The organism is Nocardia sp. TBRC8007 (genome assembly GCF_056629435.1).
Genome location: NZ_JBWSOR010000003.1, coordinates 218,842 through 240,414 on the forward strand (window position 1 = coordinate 218,842; position 21,573 = coordinate 240,414).

At 65.2% G+C, this 21,573-nt stretch carries 16 protein-coding genes; 5 read left to right on the forward strand and 11 right to left on the reverse strand.

The genetic code is table 11. The features are described from left to right. Nucleotides 1-14: 14 nt before the first annotated feature. From recD to recC, 3 genes are read right to left on the reverse strand one after another with little or no spacing between them, the layout of a single operon-like run. On the reverse strand, nucleotides 15-1,919 hold the full coding sequence (recD, locus tag ACX4ZE_RS05230) for an exodeoxyribonuclease V subunit alpha (RefSeq protein WP_480272148.1): 1,905 nt from the start codon (nucleotides 1,917-1,919) through the stop codon (nucleotides 15-17). Beyond that, the gene (locus ACX4ZE_RS05235) at nucleotides 1,916-5,320 is read right to left on the reverse strand and encodes a UvrD-helicase domain-containing protein (protein ID WP_480272149.1); all 3,405 of its coding nucleotides are present in this window, start codon (nucleotides 5,318-5,320) and stop codon (nucleotides 1,916-1,918) included. Before ACX4ZE_RS05235 ends, recD begins: the two co-directional genes overlap by 4 nt. Next, complete coding sequence (gene recC / locus ACX4ZE_RS05240) at nucleotides 5,317-8,688, reverse strand: exodeoxyribonuclease V subunit gamma (RefSeq protein WP_480272150.1); 3,372 nt, start codon at nucleotides 8,686-8,688, stop codon at nucleotides 5,317-5,319. The genes ACX4ZE_RS05235 and recC overlap by 4 nt, the downstream gene beginning before the upstream one ends. A gap of 248 nt (nucleotides 8,689-8,936) precedes the next feature. On the opposite strand from recC, the gene ACX4ZE_RS05245 reads away from it, so the two are divergent. Both ACX4ZE_RS05245 and ACX4ZE_RS05250 read left to right on the forward strand, forming a co-directional pair. Next, nucleotides 8,937-9,134 (forward strand): hypothetical protein, encoded by a 198-nt coding sequence (locus ACX4ZE_RS05245; RefSeq protein ID WP_480272151.1) that lies wholly within the window; start codon nucleotides 8,937-8,939, stop codon nucleotides 9,132-9,134. A 310-nt stretch (nucleotides 9,135-9,444) separates the two neighbouring features. Continuing rightward, nucleotides 9,445-10,161, forward strand: coding sequence for a serine hydrolase (locus ACX4ZE_RS05250; protein ID WP_480272152.1), 717 nt, complete (start codon nucleotides 9,445-9,447; stop codon nucleotides 10,159-10,161). Between the two features lie 29 nt (nucleotides 10,162-10,190). Here the strand turns inward: ACX4ZE_RS05250 and ACX4ZE_RS05255 are convergent, their stop codons facing one another. Next, the gene (locus tag ACX4ZE_RS05255; RefSeq protein ID WP_480272153.1) at nucleotides 10,191-11,681 is read right to left on the reverse strand and encodes a cytochrome P450; all 1,491 of its coding nucleotides are present in this window, start codon (nucleotides 11,679-11,681) and stop codon (nucleotides 10,191-10,193) included. A 225-nt stretch (nucleotides 11,682-11,906) separates the two neighbouring features. Here ACX4ZE_RS05255 and ACX4ZE_RS05260 point away from each other — a divergent pair, with 225 nt between their 5' ends. Further along, nucleotides 11,907-13,340: an NAD(P)/FAD-dependent oxidoreductase gene (locus ACX4ZE_RS05260; protein WP_480272250.1), complete on the forward strand. Its 1,434-nt coding sequence runs from the start codon at nucleotides 11,907-11,909 to the stop codon at nucleotides 13,338-13,340. Between the two features lie 122 nt (nucleotides 13,341-13,462). Then, nucleotides 13,463-14,242 (forward strand): hypothetical protein, encoded by a 780-nt coding sequence (locus ACX4ZE_RS05265; RefSeq protein ID WP_480272154.1) that lies wholly within the window; start codon nucleotides 13,463-13,465, stop codon nucleotides 14,240-14,242. A 192-nt stretch (nucleotides 14,243-14,434) separates the two neighbouring features. Here ACX4ZE_RS05265 and ACX4ZE_RS05270 read toward each other — a convergent pair whose 3' ends face one another. From ACX4ZE_RS05270 to ACX4ZE_RS05285, 4 genes are all read right to left on the reverse strand, one after another. Further along, the gene (locus ACX4ZE_RS05270) at nucleotides 14,435-15,085 is read right to left on the reverse strand and encodes an urease accessory protein UreD (RefSeq protein ID WP_480272155.1); all 651 of its coding nucleotides are present in this window, start codon (nucleotides 15,083-15,085) and stop codon (nucleotides 14,435-14,437) included. Then, nucleotides 15,075-15,794 carry an urease accessory protein UreG gene (gene ureG / locus ACX4ZE_RS05275; protein WP_480272156.1) on the reverse strand — a complete coding sequence of 240 codons (720 nt, stop codon included), beginning with the start codon at nucleotides 15,792-15,794 and terminating at the stop codon, nucleotides 15,075-15,077. Before ureG ends, ACX4ZE_RS05270 begins: the two co-directional genes overlap by 11 nt. Nucleotides 15,795-15,820: 26 nt before the next feature. After that, nucleotides 15,821-16,486: an urease accessory protein UreF gene (locus tag ACX4ZE_RS05280; RefSeq protein ID WP_480272157.1), complete on the reverse strand. Its 666-nt coding sequence runs from the start codon at nucleotides 16,484-16,486 to the stop codon at nucleotides 15,821-15,823. Between the two features lie 122 nt (nucleotides 16,487-16,608). Next, nucleotides 16,609-18,045, reverse strand: a complete 1,437-nt coding sequence (locus ACX4ZE_RS05285; RefSeq protein ID WP_480272251.1) for an MFS transporter — start codon at nucleotides 18,043-18,045, stop codon at nucleotides 16,609-16,611. A gap of 137 nt (nucleotides 18,046-18,182) precedes the next feature. On the opposite strand from ACX4ZE_RS05285, the gene ACX4ZE_RS05290 reads away from it, so the two are divergent. Next, a complete protein-coding gene (locus ACX4ZE_RS05290; RefSeq protein ID WP_480272158.1) occupies nucleotides 18,183-18,866 on the forward strand; it encodes a TetR/AcrR family transcriptional regulator in 684 nt (227 codons plus the stop codon). Nucleotides 18,867-18,995: 129 nt separating this feature from the next. Here ACX4ZE_RS05290 and ACX4ZE_RS05295 read toward each other — a convergent pair whose 3' ends face one another. The 3 genes from ACX4ZE_RS05295 to ACX4ZE_RS05305 all read right to left on the reverse strand — a co-directional run bounded on the left by ACX4ZE_RS05295 (nucleotide 18,996) and on the right by ACX4ZE_RS05305 (nucleotide 21,474). Next, nucleotides 18,996-19,673 (reverse strand): O-methyltransferase, encoded by a 678-nt coding sequence (locus ACX4ZE_RS05295; protein WP_480272159.1) that lies wholly within the window; start codon nucleotides 19,671-19,673, stop codon nucleotides 18,996-18,998. Between the two features lie 164 nt (nucleotides 19,674-19,837). After that, a complete protein-coding gene (locus ACX4ZE_RS05300) occupies nucleotides 19,838-21,043 on the reverse strand; it encodes an SPFH domain-containing protein (protein WP_480272160.1) in 1,206 nt (401 codons plus the stop codon). Beyond that, nucleotides 21,043-21,474 (reverse strand): NfeD family protein, encoded by a 432-nt coding sequence (locus ACX4ZE_RS05305; RefSeq protein ID WP_480272161.1) that lies wholly within the window; start codon nucleotides 21,472-21,474, stop codon nucleotides 21,043-21,045. The genes ACX4ZE_RS05300 and ACX4ZE_RS05305 overlap by 1 nt, the downstream gene beginning before the upstream one ends. Nucleotides 21,475-21,573 lie beyond the last annotated feature (99 nt).

The following is a 21,573-nucleotide window of genomic DNA, read 5'->3' on the forward strand; positions in this document are numbered from 1 at the left end:
GCCGCGTGATCGCGTCATCCGAGTCCGGACTCCTCTTCCTGGCGTGACAGTCCGCTGGCACGCAGCACCCGGCGCGCGATACCTGCCCGGATGGACTCTTCGGTTCCGATGATCCGTACGTGGCGACGGGCCCTTGTGATAGCGGTGTAGAGCAACTCCCTGGTCAACAGGGTCGATTCGGGCTCGGGCAACACGATCGACACGGTGTCGTACTGGCTGCCCTGGCTGCGGTGGATGGTCATGGCGAAGACCGTGACCACCGTGGGAAACTGGGTGGGATGCACGAGATAGGGTGCACTGCCGCGTTGCAGTGCCACACGTAGTGAACCGTCGGGCATGCGTACGACGACACCGGTATCGCCGTTGTAGACGCGCGCCTCGTGATCGTTCGCGGTGACCAAAAGCGGCTGGCCTGGATACCACGGCGCCTGCTGCGGGGCGGCGCTCGCGCCCTCTGTGACCGCCCACTCCGCGGCCATCCGATCCCAGCGCTCGACACCGAAAGGTCCTCTGCGGTGCGCGCACAACAGCCGATGGGATTCGAGTGCGCCGAGTGCACCCGTCGCGTCGCCCTCGAATGCCGCCGCGCTGACCGCGCGCGCGGCCCGCACGATATCGGCACGCACCGCGGTCAGATCATCAGGAATGCTCAACGACACTTCCTCACCGCCGGCGCGCAACAGCGCGAGTGCGGTATCCGCATCACCTGCTCGCACCGCGACTGCCAGGTCCGCGATCCGGCCACCGAATCTACGGCCACGGGTCAGTCGCACGATGCCACCTCGCAGCCGGTCCCGCTCCTGCGCGGTCAACCTCTCCCCCTGATGCTCTGCCACAGTGATGTCCGGACCGAGGATCTGATCCAGTACCGGATTCGGGGTGGCTGCGATGGGACCTGCGACCAGGTCGGCGAGTACAGCACCCGCGTCGACCGAGGCGAGCTGGTCGGGGTCGCCGACCAAGATGAGCCTGGTATCCGGTCGCAATGCGGCCAGCAGTCTGCTCATCAGCGTCAACGAGACCATCGAAGTCTCGTCGATGACGATCACGTCATAGGGCAGCCGGTTGTGTTCGTGATACTTGAACTGCGTACTGCGGCCACGTTGCCAGCCGAGCAGCCGATGCAGCGTAGCGGCGGTGAGCTCGGGCAATCCGAGCGAATCGGCCTGTTCTCGCACGGCTTCCTGCAGTCGCGCTGCCGCTTTGCCGGTCGGGGCGGCCAGGGCTACGCGTAGCGCGGGCAGTTTCGGCTCCGTCGTGCGGTGTGCGAGCAACAATGCGATGATCCGCGCGATGGTGTGCGTCTTACCGGTCCCTGGCCCGCCTGCGACCACGGTGATCCAGTGCGTCGCGGCGAGCGCGGCCGCCAGACGTTGCCGATCCGGCGCTACTGCGGCCTCCGTGTCGAACAATCGATCCAGTTCACGACGCACGGTCTGTGGATCGACCACGGGATGGTGCGCAGACCGCTCGGTGAGCACGCGCCGGATGGTCCGCTCCTGCCGGTAGTACCGGTCCAAGTAGAGCAACGGGCCTGCGCCGTCCCGGCTCTGAGATTCCACCAGCCGCAGCGGCCGCAGCGGTCCCATCGGTCCCCCGCGGACCAGTGGGCTGACCCGCAGCGCAGCGATCAACGCCTCCGCATCCGGCCACGGCAGCGTCGCAGGATCGATACCCGTATCCCAGGTTTCGTCAGCGTCGACTCCGATCTCCCGTATCCGAGCCAACTCCAGACACACCGATCCGGCGCGCACGGCGCGCACAGCCAGCGCCGCGGCGAACAACACTTGCTCGGACAGTTCCCGACCCAGCTTGCCCAGCCGGAGCGCGACATGCACATCAGCGGCCGACAACACTCCTGCCTCGTTGAATGTGCGCAATAGGCCAGTGCCCCGCTGCGCCACCTGAATCGACGTCACCGACCGGCCTCCCCGGCCAGGAGCGCCGAAAGCGCGACGACCAGCTCAGCTGGTGGATACCAGTCGAAAACACCGCACCCCGCCGGTGTCGCCGGTCCGATCATGCCACGCACGAACAGATACCGCGTGCCGCCGAGATGGCGCGCCGGGTCATAGCCGGGCAGTCGCCAGCGCAGGTATCGGTGCAGTGCAACGGAATACAACAATGCCTGCAGTGGGTAGTGGGAACGCACCATCTCGGCGGCCATGCGTTCACGGGTATAGTGCGCGACAGTGAGGTCGCCTGTGCCCAGCCGGTTGGTCTTGTAGTCGACGATGATATACCGCGTGGTCACGCCGTCGTCGACGCGCAGTACGGCGTCGATACTGCCGGTGAGATAGCCGCGCAGCGGGATATCCGGCAATACCGCCAGCTGGCCGGCATATCCGGACAAGTCATCGTCCGCCGGAAGGTGAACACGCAACAGATCGACGATCTGCCGCAATGTCGCCGTGGTGGCGCCGATCCGGTCGCCACCGGCCAAGGGCAATTCGAACTCGAGCTCGGTGAGTCGGTCCCGACAGGCGATATCGGCCAGGCAACCATGTCCCAGCGGTGTCCGCAGCACTGCGAGCAGAGCGGGGGCGAGCTGCTCCGGATCCACCTCGGCCATCAGCTCGGCTACTGTCGCACGGCACCGATCGCGTACCTCGGCTGCCAGATCCGCCCTGTCGGTGACGATCCGTTCCAGAACACCGTGCACGAGAGTGCCGAACTCCGCGCCATAGGGTAATGCGTTCATCAGTGATGCGGCACCCGGCTGATCCGGGTCGACCGGGCTGGACAGTGGTGCGTCCACCGGCTCGTCACCCAGCTCCCTGGTGCGCTCCGGCGCGCCGTCTGCCGCCGCTAGCCCGGCTGCTCCGTGCCCAGCCGCGGTCAGCGCCGAATACGAAGTGCGCCGCCAGTGCTGATCCAGGGCACGATCGAACCGCGCTGCGGCCAGCTCGCCGAACACAGGCTCGGCGCGTACCCGCCGGAGCGCACCGGTGTCCACCCCCGCGACCGCCGTCACCGAAATCGCCGCACCCGCGTCCGCGGCCCAGACCGACAAGTTCGATGCGGCAACCGCATCCGCGGGTACGGCAGCGCGCGCGGCGACCTCGGCGGAACGATCGGGCCGCCCGAAGATCATCCGGTGCAGCGGGGCAGCCGCGGTGGTGATCGAGGGCGCCCACCAAACGACGACCTGGCACCGTGCTCGAGTCAGCGCGACATACAAAAGACGGAGTTCCTCCCCGGCTTCCTCGGCCTCGCTACGCGCCTTGCGTTCGGCGTACCCGGAGGCGTCCGGACCACCCATATCCAGTACCCGAGCGCCGTCATCAGCATGCAACAGCAGCGTCGCCGGATACGGGTTCTTGGCGCTGTCCCATGCGAACGGCACATAGACGATCGGAAATTCCAAACCCTTGCTGGCGTGTATCGTCGCGATCTGGACAGCGGCGGCGTCCCGGTCCAGTCTTCGGCTACGGTCTGCGACAACACCGGAGGCGGGATCACGGACCCGGTCGGCCAACCACCGGGTCAATGCGGTCAGCCCGAGGCCCTCGGTGCTCGCGACCTGATCGAGCAGCTGAGCGATATGCCGCAGATCGGTGAGCCTGCGCTCCCCCTGTTCTTCGGCGAGCAGCCGCTGGGCCACCTGTGCTTCGGCGGCAATCTTCTCGAAGACAGCGGCGAAACCCGTCCGGGCGAAAAGCCTTGCGGACGCGCGCAATTGGGCGCTGATCCGTCCGACCAGGTCAACCCCGCCCCTGTCGATCTCGGCCACGGTGACACCGAATAGCGGCGTACTCGCGGCCAACCGCACTCGATCACCGCGATGTGGCTGTTCCAGCGCCCGCAGCACCCACAACCAATCGATCGCGCTCGTGGTCGCGAAGACACTGGTCCCGCCTGCGAGCACCGAGCCGATGCCAACGCGGTCCAGCGCGGCACGCACCACATCGATCTGGGAACGAGTCCGCACCAGAACCGCGATATCGCCGGGCCCGATCGGCCTGCGCACCGCATCCATGGGTGGTGCCACATCCGAGTCCTTGCCGGTGGCAACGGGTTCGGCATGCATATCGAGCAGCACACCGGACTCGAGCAGGTCGGCGATATCGGCGGCCAGGTCGTCGGCGACCTTGGCCCGCATACGGCCGACAGCCGGGAAACCCGACTTGTTCAACGGTCCGGCGCCGGTACGCGGCAGACATCTGATACGCATCGGGGTAGTCAGCTCTCTCGGTCCGGACAGCCGCGACCACGATCTGGTCGCGGCGACCGACCGCACGCGGATATCCTTGTGTCCCAATATCGCGCCGCCATGGAGATGGTCCAGCGCAGCCAGCAGTCCCGCATCGCTACGCCAGTTGGTGGTGAGCTCTTCCCGGCTGTCCGCGTGCCCGACCGCGTCCAGATAGCTGAGCACTTCGGCGCCGCGGAAGGCGTAGATCGCCTGTTTGGGATCACCCACCAAGACCAAGGTGGTGTGCCCATGGAACGATCTACGCAGGATATCCCATTGCAAGGGGTCGGTGTCCTGAAATTCGTCGACCAAGACGGCACGGTAGCGCGCGCGGACGCGACGGCATGCGCGCGGGCCGTGCACCGGGTCGGAGAGGACCTCGTGCAACAGACTCAGCAGATCGTCGAAGTCGCGCAGTCCGGCCAGCCGTTTCCGGCGTTCGGTCTCCACGCGTACCGCATGCGCGAACGACGCCCGCTCGCCTGCTCCGGATTCCTGGTCTGGCACCAGGGCCGCATGCCGGTCCCGCACGGCGGCCAGCGCCAGCGTACGAGCCTCTTTCAGCGAGAACGGAGGTTCGGCACGGGCGTAGCGGTTCAGATACAGGTCGTCGACGATGGTGCCGACAAGATCGTCGACAGCCTCTACCAGCCTGGTGCTCGGATCGTATTCACCCGCGAATCCGAGCTCATCGAGCATACGCTGACAGAAACTGTGTGTGGTGGCGATGGTGCCCGCGTCGAAATCCGACAACGCGGTCAGCAGCCGCTGCCGCCGCTGCCGTACCTCGTCGACATCGGCCTGCGCCAAGTATCGGACCAAGTCGTCGGCATGCGCGCGCGCCGCGGCTGGGTCTGCCAATCCGGCAGCGACGCAGACAAACCGAACACGGGCGCGTTCCCGCAGTTCCTGGGTAGCCGCTCGGCTGAATGTCACCAACAGCAACTGCGACACATCGATACCCGCCTCGGCGACATAACGTACGGCGAGCCCGACGATGGCATGTGTCTTGCCGGTACCCGCACTGGCCTCCAGCACCGTCGTCCCGGTCGGTAACGACCCATATGACTCGAACTCGGCGGTGGCCGGCACCGTAGTCGCGAGGGTGGTTTCGCGCACAGTCATGGCTGCCCCTGATTCTCCGCGGCGAGCAGCGGGTCCCACATGCGCCGGGCCAGTGCGCCGAAGCGGGTGGTCTCTTCCGGCTCGCCCACGGCAGCTGGTACGGACATGAGGTCGTAGAATCGCGGTGCCGGACCCCAGACATAGCGCAGATGGCGGTCGGTGTGATCACCGAAGGAACCAGGACCGTTCGGGCCGCCGTTGAACTCACGCTCCGCCGCGGCGGTCGCGTCGTCGGTGCTCGCCCCACGGAAGCGCCGTTCAGCGTATACCGCGGAGGCGGCGGGTGCGATCGGCAATGGTTCGGTCAGCCCGGCGTCCCGCACAGCGACCAGTGCGCGCAGAATCTCCCTCGCCCTCGACGCCTCGGGCGCGGTGAGCGCACAGCGCCATACCGGACGGCCGAACCGGCCGCGCCCTGTGCTCACCGCACGCCACGAACGATCCTCTGTCGCGGCGAGTGCGAGCAACGAAATCCAGTTGCTGATCCGATGTTTCGGAGCAAGTCGGGAGAAGGTAGTGCGAACAAGGGTTTCACCACGCACATCCGGCACTGTGCCGGTAAGCCTACGCCGGTCGCCCAGATCCACTGCGATGTCCACAGCGCGCGCCACGCCCGTATAGTCCGCCTGCGCGGCACGCACCAATCGGTCCACGATGTGCTCGACCTCATCGAGTACAGCAGCACCGAAACCGAAGGGCGGCAATGTACCTCGGCGCCATTCCGCCGCCCGCAACCCCGCCGGGTCCGCGCCGGTCAAGCGAGCCGCGAGGAAGCGCTCGCCCAGTTCCCACTTGGCCAGCCCATCGAGCTCGATGGGCAACCGGTCGTCGATGTCTTCCTCGTGCTCGGGAACTCGTAGGCCGAGGCGCTGCCACAGGAAACCACGTACTGGGTGCTCGGCGAACGAGATCAGTTCGGCGAGCGCCACATCCGTTGTATCCGCGGCGGGCAGCGGGGCGGACAGGAACGCTGCGGGCGGCTGTGTGGCCCTGCCGAACGCGCGGGCTCCCGCCAGGGCCACGGTGTCGAAACTGCGTGGTCGCTCGGCCTTGAAATTACGGGGATCGAAGGCCTGCAACGGATGCCGGTTGGCCACCGCGCTCATCGCCTCGGCCCCGAGGTGAGCCCGCAGCACATCCAGCAACTCGGCGATCGGAACGGCAGGCGGGCGATAAGCACCACTCACCGGATCCGCGCCGGTGTACAGCACCAACAAGGTGTCACGGGCCGCGAAAATCGCCTCCAACAACAACTGCCGGTCGATAGCGCGTGGATCCCGTTCACCCAGAAGTGGTTCCCGAGCCAGCGCGTTGTCGCCCTCCGCTACGGTGGCGCGGGGGAACACCTCGTCGTCCATGCCGAGCAGCACCACGACCCGGTGCGGCACCGACCGCATCGGCGCCATCGCACATACCGTCAGATCCCCAGTGCGGAAATTGGTCCGAACCGGCCCAGTCGCCAGGCGTGTCCGTAGCAATACCCCGATATCGCTCAGCCGCAGCAATACTTCGCCCGCGTGGTCGGTAACAGCGGCGAGCTCCTGCCTTGCCTCGATACGTAACCATGCCTGAGAATCCGGCACATCGGTCAGCAGGTCGAGTGCACGGCCGAGTATCGCCGCCCACTCGTGTGCAGGCCGGGGACCGCGCAGATCGCGCAAACACACCGCGAGCCGATCCACGAATTCGGCAAAGCGCCCGGCTAAGTCGACGTCATTGCTGTCCACATCATCCAGTGGAAGCACGAGATCCAACCAATCATCGGACGTTTCACCCGCGGTGACGCCGAGCAAGATCCGGTCCACCGCACTGTTGAGTGTGTTCTGCGCGAAGTCAGCCAGCCCGAACGCTTGCCGCTGACGCTGCCCGATTCCCCACCGCGCTCCTGATTCCGCCGCCCATTCCCGCAGCCGCTCGATGTCGTCATCATCGAATCCGCACCGTCGCCGGACAACTTCGGTGGCCGCGACGTCGAGCACCTGAGTCACACTCACCCGTCCATCGGCCAACTCCAGCAGCACCTGGATCACCATAAGCAGTGGATTGGTCACTCCACGCCCTCGGTCGGCCACCCGTACCCGCAGCCGATGCGCCGGATGCGCCGGATCTCCCTGCTCCTCTAGCACCCCTGCGGCATGCTGGTCGAACGCCGCCCGCACCAGCGGCACATACGTCTCCACCTCCGGGCACATGATCAGCACATCACGAGGCTGGAGCGTGGCATCGGCCGCGAACAGCCCGAGCAGGCATTCCCGCAACACTTCGACTTGCCGGGTGGGACCGTGACACGCATGTGCCTGCACGGTGCTGTCGATATCGGCCGCTCCGACCACCGGCGGCCACTGATCGTCTCGGATACCTGCCTGCAATGCCTGCAACAAGGTCGGAGTCGAATCCGCTTCCGCGGCGACGGCCCCAGGCGGTGCCGCGGGGGTGGAATAGTGGATGTCGGAACCGGCTGCGAGCTCGGACAGCTGTTGCTGGAGTTCCCTGACCTCACGAGACAGCCCGGTCAAGAGTGGATGCGACACCAGCGTGGCACTGCGATCCACGGCGCGGGAGCGCGCTCTCGGTGCATCGGCCAGACGCGACCACAGCACTGGGCTCGGATGTGGAAGCCACAGATGGATTTCTCGGGCAGCGGCCAATGCGGACAGGATGGCAAACTGATCGCCGGACAGCCGGGTTACGCCGAACAGTGACAACCGCTCCGGCAACGCCACCAGATCCGGTTGTGCGCGCAACCGCGCGCAGGCCGCGTCCAATCGTTCGGCCGGGCTCGGCACTCCGATCTCGGCACGTAACCTGCGCCACAGCGCCGGCTGCCAAAGCAGGTCATCGGGCATCGCCTTGCCTGTGCCATCGGTATCCAGGCCCGCCGCCCACTCTGTGATCAGCGCCGGGCGCTGGACGCTATAGCTGTCGAACAACGCGGTCACCTTGGCCGCAGTCGCGTAACGCCTACCTGCGCGGTCCGCGTGAACATCTCGGTGCCGCGCGTCGAGATGTCTGGCCAGCACCGCACACCACGGCTCGGACACTGTCGCGTCGATGACCCGCAGTAACGTCCACACCACACGCTGCTCGGACCACGGATCGTCATCGGGAGCCACAGCGCTCGCCACGGCGAGCACCTCGGCGACCAGTGCGGCAGGCGAAGGGAACGCGATATTCGCGCAGACGCCGTCCGCCGAGCGATCCGCACCGAGCACCATCGAGAGTGTCTGCGCCAGCCAACGCTCAACACCTTTCGCGGGCACTGCGACTACCTCGGTCGCGAACGGGTCCTCCTGCGGTGCCGCCAACGTCCCGGCGAGGGCCTGGGCAAGGACGCCGGCATGCTCGGCCCGGTGGATGTGCAGCGGCATCTACGCCCTCTCGGTCGATGGTGTCGGGCTGCGCCGACCTCGGACTTCGTGCACGTTTATACGCTCGGCGCCGAAGCGCTACTGCACCGCCCCATTCGACCGCCTCATTCGCAGAAGAGTGAAATAGAGCACACAAGAACGGATTACTCCCGTGTCACGCGAGCTGCGCTCGCACGATGTGCAACAGTGCAACACCGGGGAGGAACGAAAGAGCTGTACCGAAAGGCTGGTTCGCGTTCATGAATGCGATGGTGATTCCCCTGATTCCGAGAGGCGGATTCACAGTCCGCCGGGTCGGCGAGCGCTGGGATCTCGTCAACTCGCGCCACTACGGGCACACCGTCGTCCTGCAATCCTGGCCTCAGGACCGGCGGGGTGAGGCGTTCGAGCACTGTTACCGACTCAACGGACGCACCGTCGAAGAACTTCGCGCAGCATTCCGCTGACCGACAAGACCACCGCGGAGTACAGGGCCGCCACAGGGCATCCGAAACCGCTGCGGCGCAGACGCACACGATTTCCCTAACACAATACTGAACTGAGCTCAAGACGTGCATCCGAATCCGTGATGTGCGATCGTAATTCCTCGTGCGTTACCCGTCCCCGGCTACCCGAGCCGTTGCTCGCTTAGCCGCCTCTGTCTGTGTTCTCGCCACTGCGGCAATCCTTGCTCCGAATTCCCCAACTACGCTCCCGATCGCGAACGCCACTCCGTTCGTGCACACCCAAGGGTGCCTTCCCGGTTTCGACTGCGATATGAGCAGACGCATCGCCGCGGTCGATGCCTACCTCGAAACCCGCCCCGGCATGACCGGCTATGTCGTACGCGACCGCGTGTCCGGTGGGGTCTATGCCAACGCCAACGCAGAGAACTTGATCTGGACCGCGTCGACGATCAAGCTGGCTATCGCCTCGGATCTGCTGAACCGGGCCAGGGTCGGCGCGATCACGCTGTCCGCCAATGACCGTGGCCTGATGGAAGCGATGCTGGCCACCTCGAACGACGCTGCCGCGGATATACTCTGGACGAAGTACGCTGGTATCGACCGGATGGCGTTCAACAACGCTTTTCGCGCCAATGGGATGACCTCTCTGGTGCCGCAGCCGACCAATACCGCCCTGTACCCGGACTGGTCGTTCCAGAAGTCCACCGCCGCCGACCTCGACAGGCTGATGGACCATATCCTCAACCGGATGCACCCTGACGATCGTGAGTATCTGCTGGGTCGGATGCGCGCAGTGGACTCCAACCAGCATTGGGGCGTGTGGGGCGCGGGTCCGCGGATGCGCCCAGGCCTGAAGAACGGTTGGTCCGCGGAACAGGACGGCTGGGTGGTCAATTCGGTCGGCTTCGCCGGCCCGGGTGAGCGTTACACCCTGGCCATCATGAGCGCATTGGGAAATGAAGGCGGCTATCCCGACGGCGCCGAGACCGATACCAAGGTCGCGGAGTTGCTTTTCGCCGACCGCTGACGCCCCCAGTCTGGGCGGTTACGTTCCCGTCAGCCTGCCGAACGTCTGAGCAGCCGGATGGGCGCACCGTCTCTGGGGTAGGGAATCGTGTTGAATCCCCATGGCATTCGATATGACTCCGGAATTCGCCACTCGTACTCCCGTACCAGCGCGGCAAGCACTGTCTTCACCTCGAACGTACCGAAGTGCATTCCGATGCACTTGTGCGCGCCCGCGCCGAATGGCATCCACGCCAGGCGGTGTGACTTGTCCTCGCGCCGCTGCTCACTGAACCGCTCGGGGTCGAATCGTTCAGGATGGGTCCATAGCTTTGGAAGCAGATGGTTGATCTGATAAGAGATATCGACATAGGTACCGGCCGGAATATAGTGACCTGCGATCTCGGTATCCCGTACGGCGCGGCGCGGCAGCCCTGGCACCGGGGGCATCAACCGTAAGCTCTCCTTGACCACGAGCCCCAGATCACGCAGACCGTCCAGGTCCGCAATGGTCGGCGGGGCATCGCCGAGTCGATCGTCCATGGCCGCCACCTCGGCACGCACCCGCTGTTGCCATTCCGGATGTTTACCCAGGTAATAGGCGGCCGCGGTGGCTGTCGTCGTAGTAGTGTCATGCGCGGCCAGGATCAGGAAGATCATGTGGTTCACCACGTCCGCGTCACCGAAGATGCCGCCTTCTTCACTGCGCGCGTGACACAGCCCGGAGAAGAAGTCCGGCGAGTCGCCACGACGTTTGTCCGGCAGCATCATGGTGAAGTACTCCTCGAGTACCCTCCTTCCCCGTAGCCCGGCCCGCCACTTGCCGCCCGGCACCGGATGCCGGACGATCGCCAACCCAGCGTGAGTGCAGTCGACAAACGCGTCGATGAGTCTGCTGCGCTGTGGGCCGACGTCGATACCCATGAAACTCTCACCTGCGATGTCGAGAGTCAGCTCTTTGATCGTCGGGAACAGCGGCACGGTACAGCCGACGCTACCTGGTGGCACCCAGCGCGCGATACCCGCGCGCACCACCGGAGCCAGCGCCGCCAAGTGCGCCTCCAGCCGCTCTCTGGTGAACGCCTGCTGCATGATCTTGCGGTGGAATCTGTGCTCCTCGAACTCCAGTAGCATCAACCCACGCCGGAAGAACGGGCCGATAAAGTAGTCCCAGCCCTGACCGAAGTCTCGGCGCCTGCGACCGAGCACCTCGTCGATCGCGTCCGGACCGGCGACCAACACCCGGTCGAGGCCGAAGGTAACGTTCAGCGAGACGGGCCCGTACCTGCGATAGCGCTCCATCAAATCGGCCGGACCCCAACGTATATACTGCAAGGTCCTGCCGAGATAGGGCAATCCGGCGTCGCCGCGCACCGGGACGGTCTCACTGCCCCGTGGCGGGGTGGCCAGTACCCGGCGGCGTTCCGGCAACACGCCGAGCGCCCGATCGATCAGATGTTCGCGCGGAGCGTGGATCAGTGTGATGTTCTCGGACTGGGGTAGCGTCGGCCTCGAACCGATCGCACGGTCAACAACGACCATGGGAACCTCCCTGAACGACAATTCCAGCATAAGCTCTCCAGCACCTCAGGTCAGCCGGGTTGTCGCGACAACTCTCCAGTCGGCGCTGCCGTGTCGAGACCAGATCGTGCTGTACCTTGCCGGGGAGAGGGATCTCGCCGTGACGATCCCTTGCGCGGCGGCTACGGTTGGGCGTGTCAAGAACCGTCGCCGAGACGGCCCCGAGGTCCATCGAGGAGCAGGATGATGAGCACCCAGACTGTCGATAACGGTCGTCACCGGGTGGTGGTGATCGGCTCGGGATTCGGCGGCCTGTTCGGCACCAAACACCTCGCGCGCGCCGACGTCGATATCACACTGATCTCCAAGACCTCGACCCATTTGTTCCAGCCACTGCTCTATCAAGTGGCGACCGGCATCCTGTCGGTCGGCGAGATCGCACCCGCCACCCGGCTGGTGCTGCGCAAACAGAAGAACGCGCATGTGCTGCTCGGTGAGGTCACCGACATCGATCTGCGCAACCGGACCGTGACCTCACGCCTGCTCGATCAGGACACAGTCACCTCGTTCGACAGCCTGATCGTCGCGACCGGCGCACAGCAGTCCTACTTCGGCAACGACCATTTCGCCACATACGCGCCCGGTATGAAGACCATCGATGACGCGCTCGAGTTACGTGGGCGGATTCTCGGAGCGTTCGAGCAGGCCGAGCTCGCCACCACCCAGGAAGATCGTGACCGCCTGCTGACCTTCGTCATCGTCGGCGCAGGCCCGACCGGTGTCGAGCTGGCCGGGCAGATCGCCGAGCTCTCCGACCGCACCCTGGAGGGAACTTTCCACAACATCGATCCGCGTGACGCGCGCGTCGTGCTGATCGAGGGCGCGAATGCGGTACTCGCACCGATGGGGCCGAAGCTCGGTGGCAAGGCCGAGCGGCGGCTGGCGAATATGGGCGTGGAGATCCAACTCGACGCCATGGTGATCGATGTCGATGCATTCGGGGTTACCGTGAAGGACTCCGACGGTACGACCCGCCGCATCGAATCGTCGTGCAAGGTCTGGTCGGCTGGTGTCCAGGCCAGCCCGCTGGGCGCAATGCTCGCCGAACAATCCGATGGCACCGAAGTCGACCGCGCGGGCCGGGTCGTAGTCGAACCGGATCTGACCGTCAAAGGCTATCCGAACGTCTTCGTGGTGGGCGACTTGATGTCGGTGCCGGGTGTGCCGGGACAAGCGCAAGGCGCCATCCAGGGCGCGACCTATGCCGCCAGGCAGATCAAGGCGGGGCTGGCCGGGCAGACACCACAGGATCGCAAGCCGTTCAAGTACTTCAACAAGGGCAGCATGGCCACGATCTCGCGCTTCAGCGCCGTGTGCCAGGTAGGCAAACTCGAATTCGGCGGGTTCATCGCGTGGCTCGCCTGGTTGGCACTGCATTTGTACTATCTGGTCGGCTACCGCAGCCGGATCATCACCGTAATCCAATGGTTCGTCACCTTCCTCGGCCGCAGCCGCGGACAGATGGCGGCCACCGAGCAGTGGGTGTTCGCACGACTGGCTCTGGAGGCCATCAGTACCGGTGATGACGAAGATGCCGAACAGCTGGCCGCTACCCTCGGCGCCTCCGGCAACAGCCGAGTCGCCGTGGACAAGGTCACCACCGACGCCAAGGCCGGCTGACCCGAATTAGCAAATAATTGGTTACTGCAATTCGGAGTGTCGCAGTACGCTCGACCGATCCGGGTCGCCGATAGATCCGAATGTGAGGCGTCGAAGTCTCCCTTCCGGATGAAAGGCGAGCTATGGGAACGGGTAAGCACAAAGCACTCGCGCGACGGCGGCAACGAATCGGCTCGACTGTCGCGGCGGGAGCACTTTCTCTGGTACTCGTGCTGATGGGGAACAGCACCGCGAACGCAGAGGCCGGACCACCCGCCTCGGCGACCAGGACGGACCAGAGTGATCAAGTCGTACAGTGGCCCGACGCCAAGGCACCCAACGTCCGCCCGTACGAGGGTCTGCTGATCCCGGAAGACACGCTGAGTTCGCTGCAGTGGGCACGACCGATACCGGAGAAGAACTACCTGGCTCCGGTGGACATACTGCACGCGCCTATTCCGGTCGCCCCGGTGCCGCCGATCGCACCACCACCCGGCAAATTGCGTTTCGGTGATGTGCAGGTCGACGCGCCGGACTGGCTCTACCGGGAGCAGGCGATCCAGATCAACGACGGTGCTGCGCGAGTGGAGGCCGAACTGGCGACATTCCTCGACTCGGTGGGGATGGAGCGAACCAGATCCGATCGTATCGCAAGCCAGACCGTCGGCGCCGCCGCGATCGGTGCCGCAGCGGGCGCGGCAGTGGCAAGTCCGTTCGCACTGATCGGCGCTGTCGCCGGGGGTACGCTCGGCCTGTCCATCGGCCTGCCGTTCGCGCCGATCGGCCTCGCCGCGGGACCGATCGGCGCCGCCTACGGCGCGGCGCTCATGATCGTCCCTATGACCGCCATCGGTGCGGGTGTCGGCGCGACTCTCGGTGCGGTGCACGCTTTCAGCGCACCCCCACGGACGGTCGGCAGCTGACCGGACACTGTGCGAAGAATGAGTCGCGGGGTCGATTCCGGCGCTACCGGAATCCACCCCGCGACCGACAAGCTCCCGCGTGTCGGCACGCCGCGATCGACAACAATCTCTTCGACCGAAAATTCTCAGCTATCTCCAGTATCTCCAGCCGATCAGCTGTCTCGGCCCAATGGATACGCGGATCCTGCCGGATCACACGGCGAGCAGCACCCCGGTACTAGTAAACAAACTGCCACCAGCCGCCAACGGTAGTCTGGTCCGGGTCAATCCTGTCGCCATTACCGGACGTTCATCGGGATAGACGAGTTCGCTCTCCAACGCGCGGGCAGCGGCCAATACGTCGTCGGTAGATGTACCGGCACCCAGTTCCAGACGATGGCGCAGCAAAGGTATGTCGCCGACATCGGCGATCAAGTCTCCCCGCCATCGGCCACCATCCTCGTCGGCACGGCCGATCTGGATACGTTCGCGCATACGCAGCCGGGCGTCGGACGCCAGCCGGATCGTAGTGACGGTGCGATGACATGCGTCATCCGCCACGATCATCGGCTCAGGGTCGAAATCCAGCACTCCCCCACTACCGACTTCGAAATGCCAGTGCCCGAACGAAAGCGGTGTCACCTCGCCCGGCAGGGCGAGGGTTGCCGCAACCGAGCGCACCACCAGCTCTGCACCCGGCTCTACCAGCACGACGACATCGAACTCGTCACCGCCGAGCGGCGTGGCGGCAGTACCGATGAGATGGACGGTATGTGGGCCGGTACGGCGAGCCGATAGCCCGCCGGAGGCATGGATCTCCGGAAGTGCCGTGGTGGTGGCGACTATCTTCAGCTCAGTGCGCAACAGCAGATTCGCCTGCGGCCGTCCGGTCCTGCTCGGCCATCACACGCAGCTGCTCGCGCACCCAGGCCAGCACCGGTGCCGCCGCGGGGTCCTCGGTAAGCGAGATCAGTACTGTCGGCCGGTCGCTCCGCACCCGCGTCGCGTCACGCTCCATCACACCCAGGTCCGCACCGACCAACGGGGCGAGGTCGGTCTTATTGATCACAAGAAGATCCGAGAAGGTCACGCCAGGACCGCCTTTGCGCGGCACTTTGTCACCCCCCGCCACATCGACAACGAAGATCTGCGCGTCGATCAGACCAGAGGAGAAAGTCGCGGTGAGATTGTCGCCACCGGACTCGACCAGGATCAGATCCAACGGCGAGTTAGCCGCGACCAGATCGTCGATGGCGTCGAGGTTGGCGGTGATGTCATCGCGAATGGCGGTATGCGGGCAACCGCCGGTCTGCACGGCGGTGATCCGCTCATCCGGTAGCACCGCGTGTCTGCGCAGAAAGTCCGCGTCCTCGGTGGTGTAGATGTCGTTGGTCAACACCGCAAGGGATAACTCCGCACGCAACTGCCTGCACAGTGCGGCCACCAATGCGGTCTTGCCCGATCCGACTGGTCCACCGATGCCGATACGCAGCGGCTCGCCGGGCGTGCGAGACCGCTTGGGCCGGTCGTGGCTGTGGTTGTGTGGCTCACTGTCGAGTAGGTGCGGGGGCATAGAGCGATTCTCCTTCTCTCAGGGCTTCAGCTGGCGAACAGTGGCATGTCACGGTGTAGGTGACGTTCAGCGAGCACATCTTGCAACGGGTCCGACACTGCGGCGAGACCGGTCACCGCTTCCGCGGAAATCCGGTCGCACAGGTCGGTAAGACGGATCGTGCACGCGGCGATCGCGGCGGGATCAAGGGCGAGCAGGCGCTGGGCAGCGGTCGCTGCGCCGGTGAGCGTGGTGTAGACCACCACACCCGCGATCTCCCTAGGAGATACCGCGGCAGCCCTGCCCACAATGCCAAAGGCCGTCGACGCGTGAGGGGTCGCCCTGAGGGGTGACCAATCGTGCCGGGGCCACAGCTGTTTGGCCAGCCGTAACAGACCTCGGCCCTGGGCGCGGGAGGCGACTCGCGCGCTAGGTGCGGGAGTTCGCGCGTCGGCCTCCAGGTCAGCGCGGGCCGAGTCGAGTTCACCCGCGCATACGGCAGCGGCCAGCGACGCGGCTACCAGGCCTGAAGTCAGAATCCGGCGACGTACATACAGCTCCACTGTCGCCACGTCCCGAACCAGACCAGAAGCGATGGCCTCTTCCATACCACCGGAGTGCACATGCCCGCCGATCGGTAGCCGGGAGTCAGCGAGCGCGAGCACCGTTGCACGGCTCGGCGCAACCGGATCACTCGTACCAGATTCACGCACCCGTCGATCCTATGTCTCGGCATGTCGCGGGGGCGTATCGACCATTTCATGAATGTTCCGGCATCGCACGATGATACCGCGCTATTCGACAGCAGACGAGGCCCGGCGCTCGTCCGAGACGATCAGCGACGGGCACGAAGGGCGAACCAGGCCGATAGCGCCATCGCCACAAGCACCATCGCGCCCGCGGTCACCGCGGCATGCATTCCATGGACAAAGGATTCGCGCGCCGATTCGATCAGCGCCGTATTGCCGTCGGCCTTCTGGATGGTCTCGCCAAGCGTGTCCTTGTAGTCACCACCCGATCGGAAGATCAGCGCAGCTAGGGAACCGAGCAGCGCCAGCCCCAACGCGTTGCCCAGCTCGAAGCTGGTCTCCGAGATGCCGACCGCCGAACCGGCTCGCTCCGGTGGCACCGAGGACACTGCGACATCGGACACCAGCGTGAAGGCCAGGCCATAGCCGATTCCGGCAATGGTCGACCCGACCAGATATGCCCAGAGTCCACCGTGTACCCCGACGCCGAGCAGCATCAGGTTGCCCACTGCGGCGGCAAGTAGCGCGAACACAAAGACGGCTCGGGCACCGAACCGATGACCGGCCGCCGCGCCACCGACCGAGCAGAAGAACACCGCGATCGCCATCGGGATGCCGAGCAGTGCCGCGGCCAACGGTGTGCGTCCGGTGACCGACTGCAGGTAGATACTGCTCAGGTAGCTCAGACCGGCTAGCGACATCATGCCTGCCGAGCTGGAGCCGACCGCCACCGAGAACTGAGCCTTGGCGAAGAGCCTCATATCGAGCAGTGGTTCGTCGAGCTGCCGCTGTCTGCGGACAAACACGATCGAGCTGATCACGCCGATCAACCCGATAGCGATCGCTTCCGCATCGACACCAGTGGTCGCGGCGTGCTTGATGCTGTACACCACGGGAAGGATGCCGCCGATCGACAAGGCGACGCTCGGCAGATCCAGTGGCCCCAGTACGCGCTCCCGATGTTCCGGCAATACGAGCGGGCCGAGCGCGAGCAGGATCAACAGCACCGGGATATTGATGAGAAATACCGAGCCCCACCAGAAGTGGTGCAGCAGCACACCGCCCACGATCGGTCCCGCGACCGAACCACCCGCGAAAAACCCCGTCCAGATGCCGATCGCGGTAGCACGCGTGCGTGTGTCGGGGAACAGGCTGGAAATCAGCGCCAGGCTGGACGGCAACAGAGTCGCACCCCCGATACCCATCAGCGCCCGAGCGGCGATCAGCATGCTCGCACTCGGTGCGAACGCCGCGAGCACCGACGCGATGCCGAAGATCGCGGCACCCGCCAGCAGGATGGTGCGTCGCCCGACCCGATCACCAAGATTGCCCATCGTGATCAGCAGACCCGCGATCAGGAACCCATAGATATCGAGAATCCACAGCTGCTGGCCCGCCGAGGGATCCAGGTCGAGGGTCAGTCTCGGCAGGGCGAGGAAAAGCACTGATATATCCATCGACACCAGTAGCACCGGCAGCAGCAAGACCGCGAGCCCCAACCAGGCACGACGCGGAGCCGTCATTCCCGGTCCAATGGACACGGTCGATACTGCCTGTGCGTCAGCCATCCCAAGCATCCTTTCTCGTAGCGCGTACGTCGTACGCATGCATTAGGGTACAGTGTACGCATTCAGGTTCAGCACGGAAAGCGAGCCCGAGGATGACCGAGAACAAGCTGCACCGCACTGCTATCATCGACGCCGCGATCGAGCTTGCCGATGCCGAAGGCTTGGATGCGCTGTCCATGCGGCGCATCGCTGACCGGCTCGGCGTAGGAGCCATGTCGCTGTACCGCCATATCGCGAACAAAGACGAACTGTTGGCGGCGATGACCGACGAAGTGGCACGGCGCACCCCGTACCCCTCGCCAGAGGGACAGCAGTGGACCTGGCGCGATCGGGTCCACATCGCCGCCGAGATCGACCGGGCGCTCTATCGGCGACATCCGTGGGTGCTGCTCACCTTCGCCACCCCACGCTATAGCCCCGGCCCACCGAGCTTGGCCTGCTTGGCCTGGCTAGTGGACGGCTTCCTGGAGCTCGGGGTGTCTATCCGCGAGGCGACGAGCATGTCCCTCACCGTGTGGAATTACATCTCCGGCGCTACTTTGCCGGAGATCAGTACCGCGCTGATGACCCGCAAGGGCACGCACTCCGACGACAATCAGCTGCGCTCACTGACAGAAGCCGCGACGGACCGATCGATCTCGCCGATACCCGCCGAACTCATCGGCGGCGGGGCAGGCACCCTGTCCTACGAGGAACTGCTCTACAGCGGGCTCGACGCATTGTGTGACGGGTTCGAAGCACGGGCCGCGCACCATGTCCGATCGACCTCGGCCTGACTCGAGTCACAGCCTGACATGCCGACTACGTCCTGTGCTATCTTGCTTCCCCACGGCCAAGGCTGCCGCCGCGCGCTGGGGCCGCGTGGAGCGCGCGGCACGATGGAGCTGGTTTCCCAACCTCCGGGCTCACTCGATGTTGTCGCCGTTCACGACGGCGTAGGCGAAACCATCCCAGCCCTTGCTACTCACAGTTTGGATCACGGTCGCCGCCAGGCCGGGTTCGGCAGCGAGAAACTCGATCAGTTCGCGGCCCGCCTGCGCACTCGAGTCCGCGGAGTGCGCATCGGCCACCCCGCCACCGCGGACTACATTATCGACGATAATCACCGAGCCCGGTCGGCTCAGACGCATCGCCCATCGCACATATTTCGTATTGTTCTCTTTGTCCGCATCTATGAACACTAGGTCGAATGGGTCGAGCCCCTCCTCGGCGAGGATAGGCAGGCTTTCGAGCGCGGCACCGACGCGGATCTCCACTCGGTCACCCATACCCGCCCGATCCAGGTTCTCTCGTGCGATCTGCGCATGCCGCATGTCGAATTCCACGGTGATCACCCGGCCGGACGTGCCGACCGCGCGGGCGAGCCAGATCGTGCTGTATCCGCCGAGGGTGCCGATCTCCAGCACCCTGCGCGCCCGCACCGTCCGGGCCAGCAGATACAGGAGCTTCCCCTGCGGTGGCGGCACGTCGATCGCGGGCAGGCCCGCCGCTTTGTTCGCCGCCAGCGCGGCATCAGAAGCCGGATCCGCTACCAATGCGTCCATGAGGTAGCGCTCCACATCAGCCCATCCCGGTGTCGTCATTCCTGTCAGTCTGCCACTCGGTATCGCCCGCGGGCTCGACATCGCAAGTAGCCTGCCGCATAGAGAGACGTGCGTGTCCCGCCCTGCACGGCGCACGCCGACAGCGGAGCCGAGTATGTCGCGCTCGGCGCGCATCTCAGTCCTCGGGGCGATCGAGGACTGTCCTACTTGGTGAAGTTCTCCGGAGGCTGCTGCGGCGGAGACACCTCCTGCGCAGGGAGCACCGACCGGTGTGGAGAGGGTTCGTGTTCTCGTCGCGGCGATGTCGGTGTCATCCCCTCGACCGGGGTGCGCGCTGTGGCCTCGGCGGCGCGCACGGCACGCTCTATCGTTGGATCGGGTGCGGTATCGAACCAATCCGCGACATCGGAGTCGTCCTCTGGCTTAGCTTCCGTGCCGTCGGTGGCGGGCGGTTCGTACCGGAACACGCCGTCTTCCCCCTGTGTGCCGAAGCTCTTGGCGAACCCTTCGAGCGCCTTGCCGAAATCGCTGGGCACCAGCCACACTTTGTTGGCATCGCCACGGGCGACCATGGGCAGCGTCTGCATGTACTGATAGGCGAGAAGTTCCGGTGTCGGCTTGCCGGATTTGATGGCGGCGAAGACCTTCTCGATCGCTTTGGCTTGCCCTTGGGCCTGCAGATAGGCGGCGGCGCGCTCGCCCTGCGCGCGCAGGATGCGGCTCTGCCGTTCGCCTTCGGCAGAGAGGATAGCCGACTGCTTGGCACCCTCCGCGGAGAGAATCTGCGACTGCTTGGCGCCCTCGGCTGTCTTGATCTGCGATTCGCGCTGGCCCTCCGCAGTGAGGATCATGGCGCGCTTTTCACGATCGGCCTTCATCTGCTTCTCCATCGACTCCTGGATCGATGGCGGCGGATCGATGCTCTTCAATTCCACCCGGGCGACCCGAAGGCCCCAACGCCCGGTCGCCTCGTCGAGCACACCACGCAACTGACCGTTGATCGCGTCACGGGAGGTGAGCGTATCCTCTAGCGTCATGCCGCCGACCACATTGCGCAATGTAGTGACGGTCAACTGCTCGACCGCGGCGATGTAGTTGCTGATCTCGTACACCGCCGCCTGTGGACTGGTCACCTGGAAATAGACCACGGTGTCGATGTGCAGGGTCAGATTGTCTTCGGTGATCACCGGCTGCGGCGGAAACGAAACCACCCGCTCACGCAGATCCACTTTGGCGCGGATCCGGTCGGCGAACGGAACGAGAAACGTGAGCTGACCCGACACTGTCCGCGAATACCTGCCCAGACGCTCGATCACCGCGGCCTCAGCCTGCGGCACCAGCGCGATCGATTTGAATACCACCACGACGACCAGGAGGACGAGTACGGCGGCAACGATCAATACAGCCATCAAGGCCCCTTCCAGACGACGGCGGTCGCGCCGTCGATCTCCATGACATACACAGTCGTGCCCGGCTCATAGACTTCGTTCGTGTCCATCGGCCGCGCGGTCCAGACCTCCCCGCCCAGCTTCACCTGGCCGGAATGCTCCGCGACCTGTTCGAGCACCAGCGCCGTCTTACCCGGCAGCGCGTCCACATTGGTCGGTGTCGGCGGCGCGGTTCCGAAACGTCTGCGGATGATCGGGCGTACACCGAGGAACAGCACCGCCGAGATCCCTGCGAACACGATGGCGTCCACGACTGGCGAGGTATCGGCTGTTGCGCTGACACCAGCTGTGCCGAGCGCCGCGACACCCAGCATCAACAGCGTGAAGTCCCCGATGAGCAGCTCCGCTGCCGCGAGCAGGATTCCCGCGACCAGCCACAGTATTGCGACCACATCACCACTCTAGTGTGCTCGGCATAATCTGGGGTGGCAGCGCCCCGACTACTCGGCATGGAATCGCCCCAGACGCACGGCAAACCCCGTTGCGGCGAA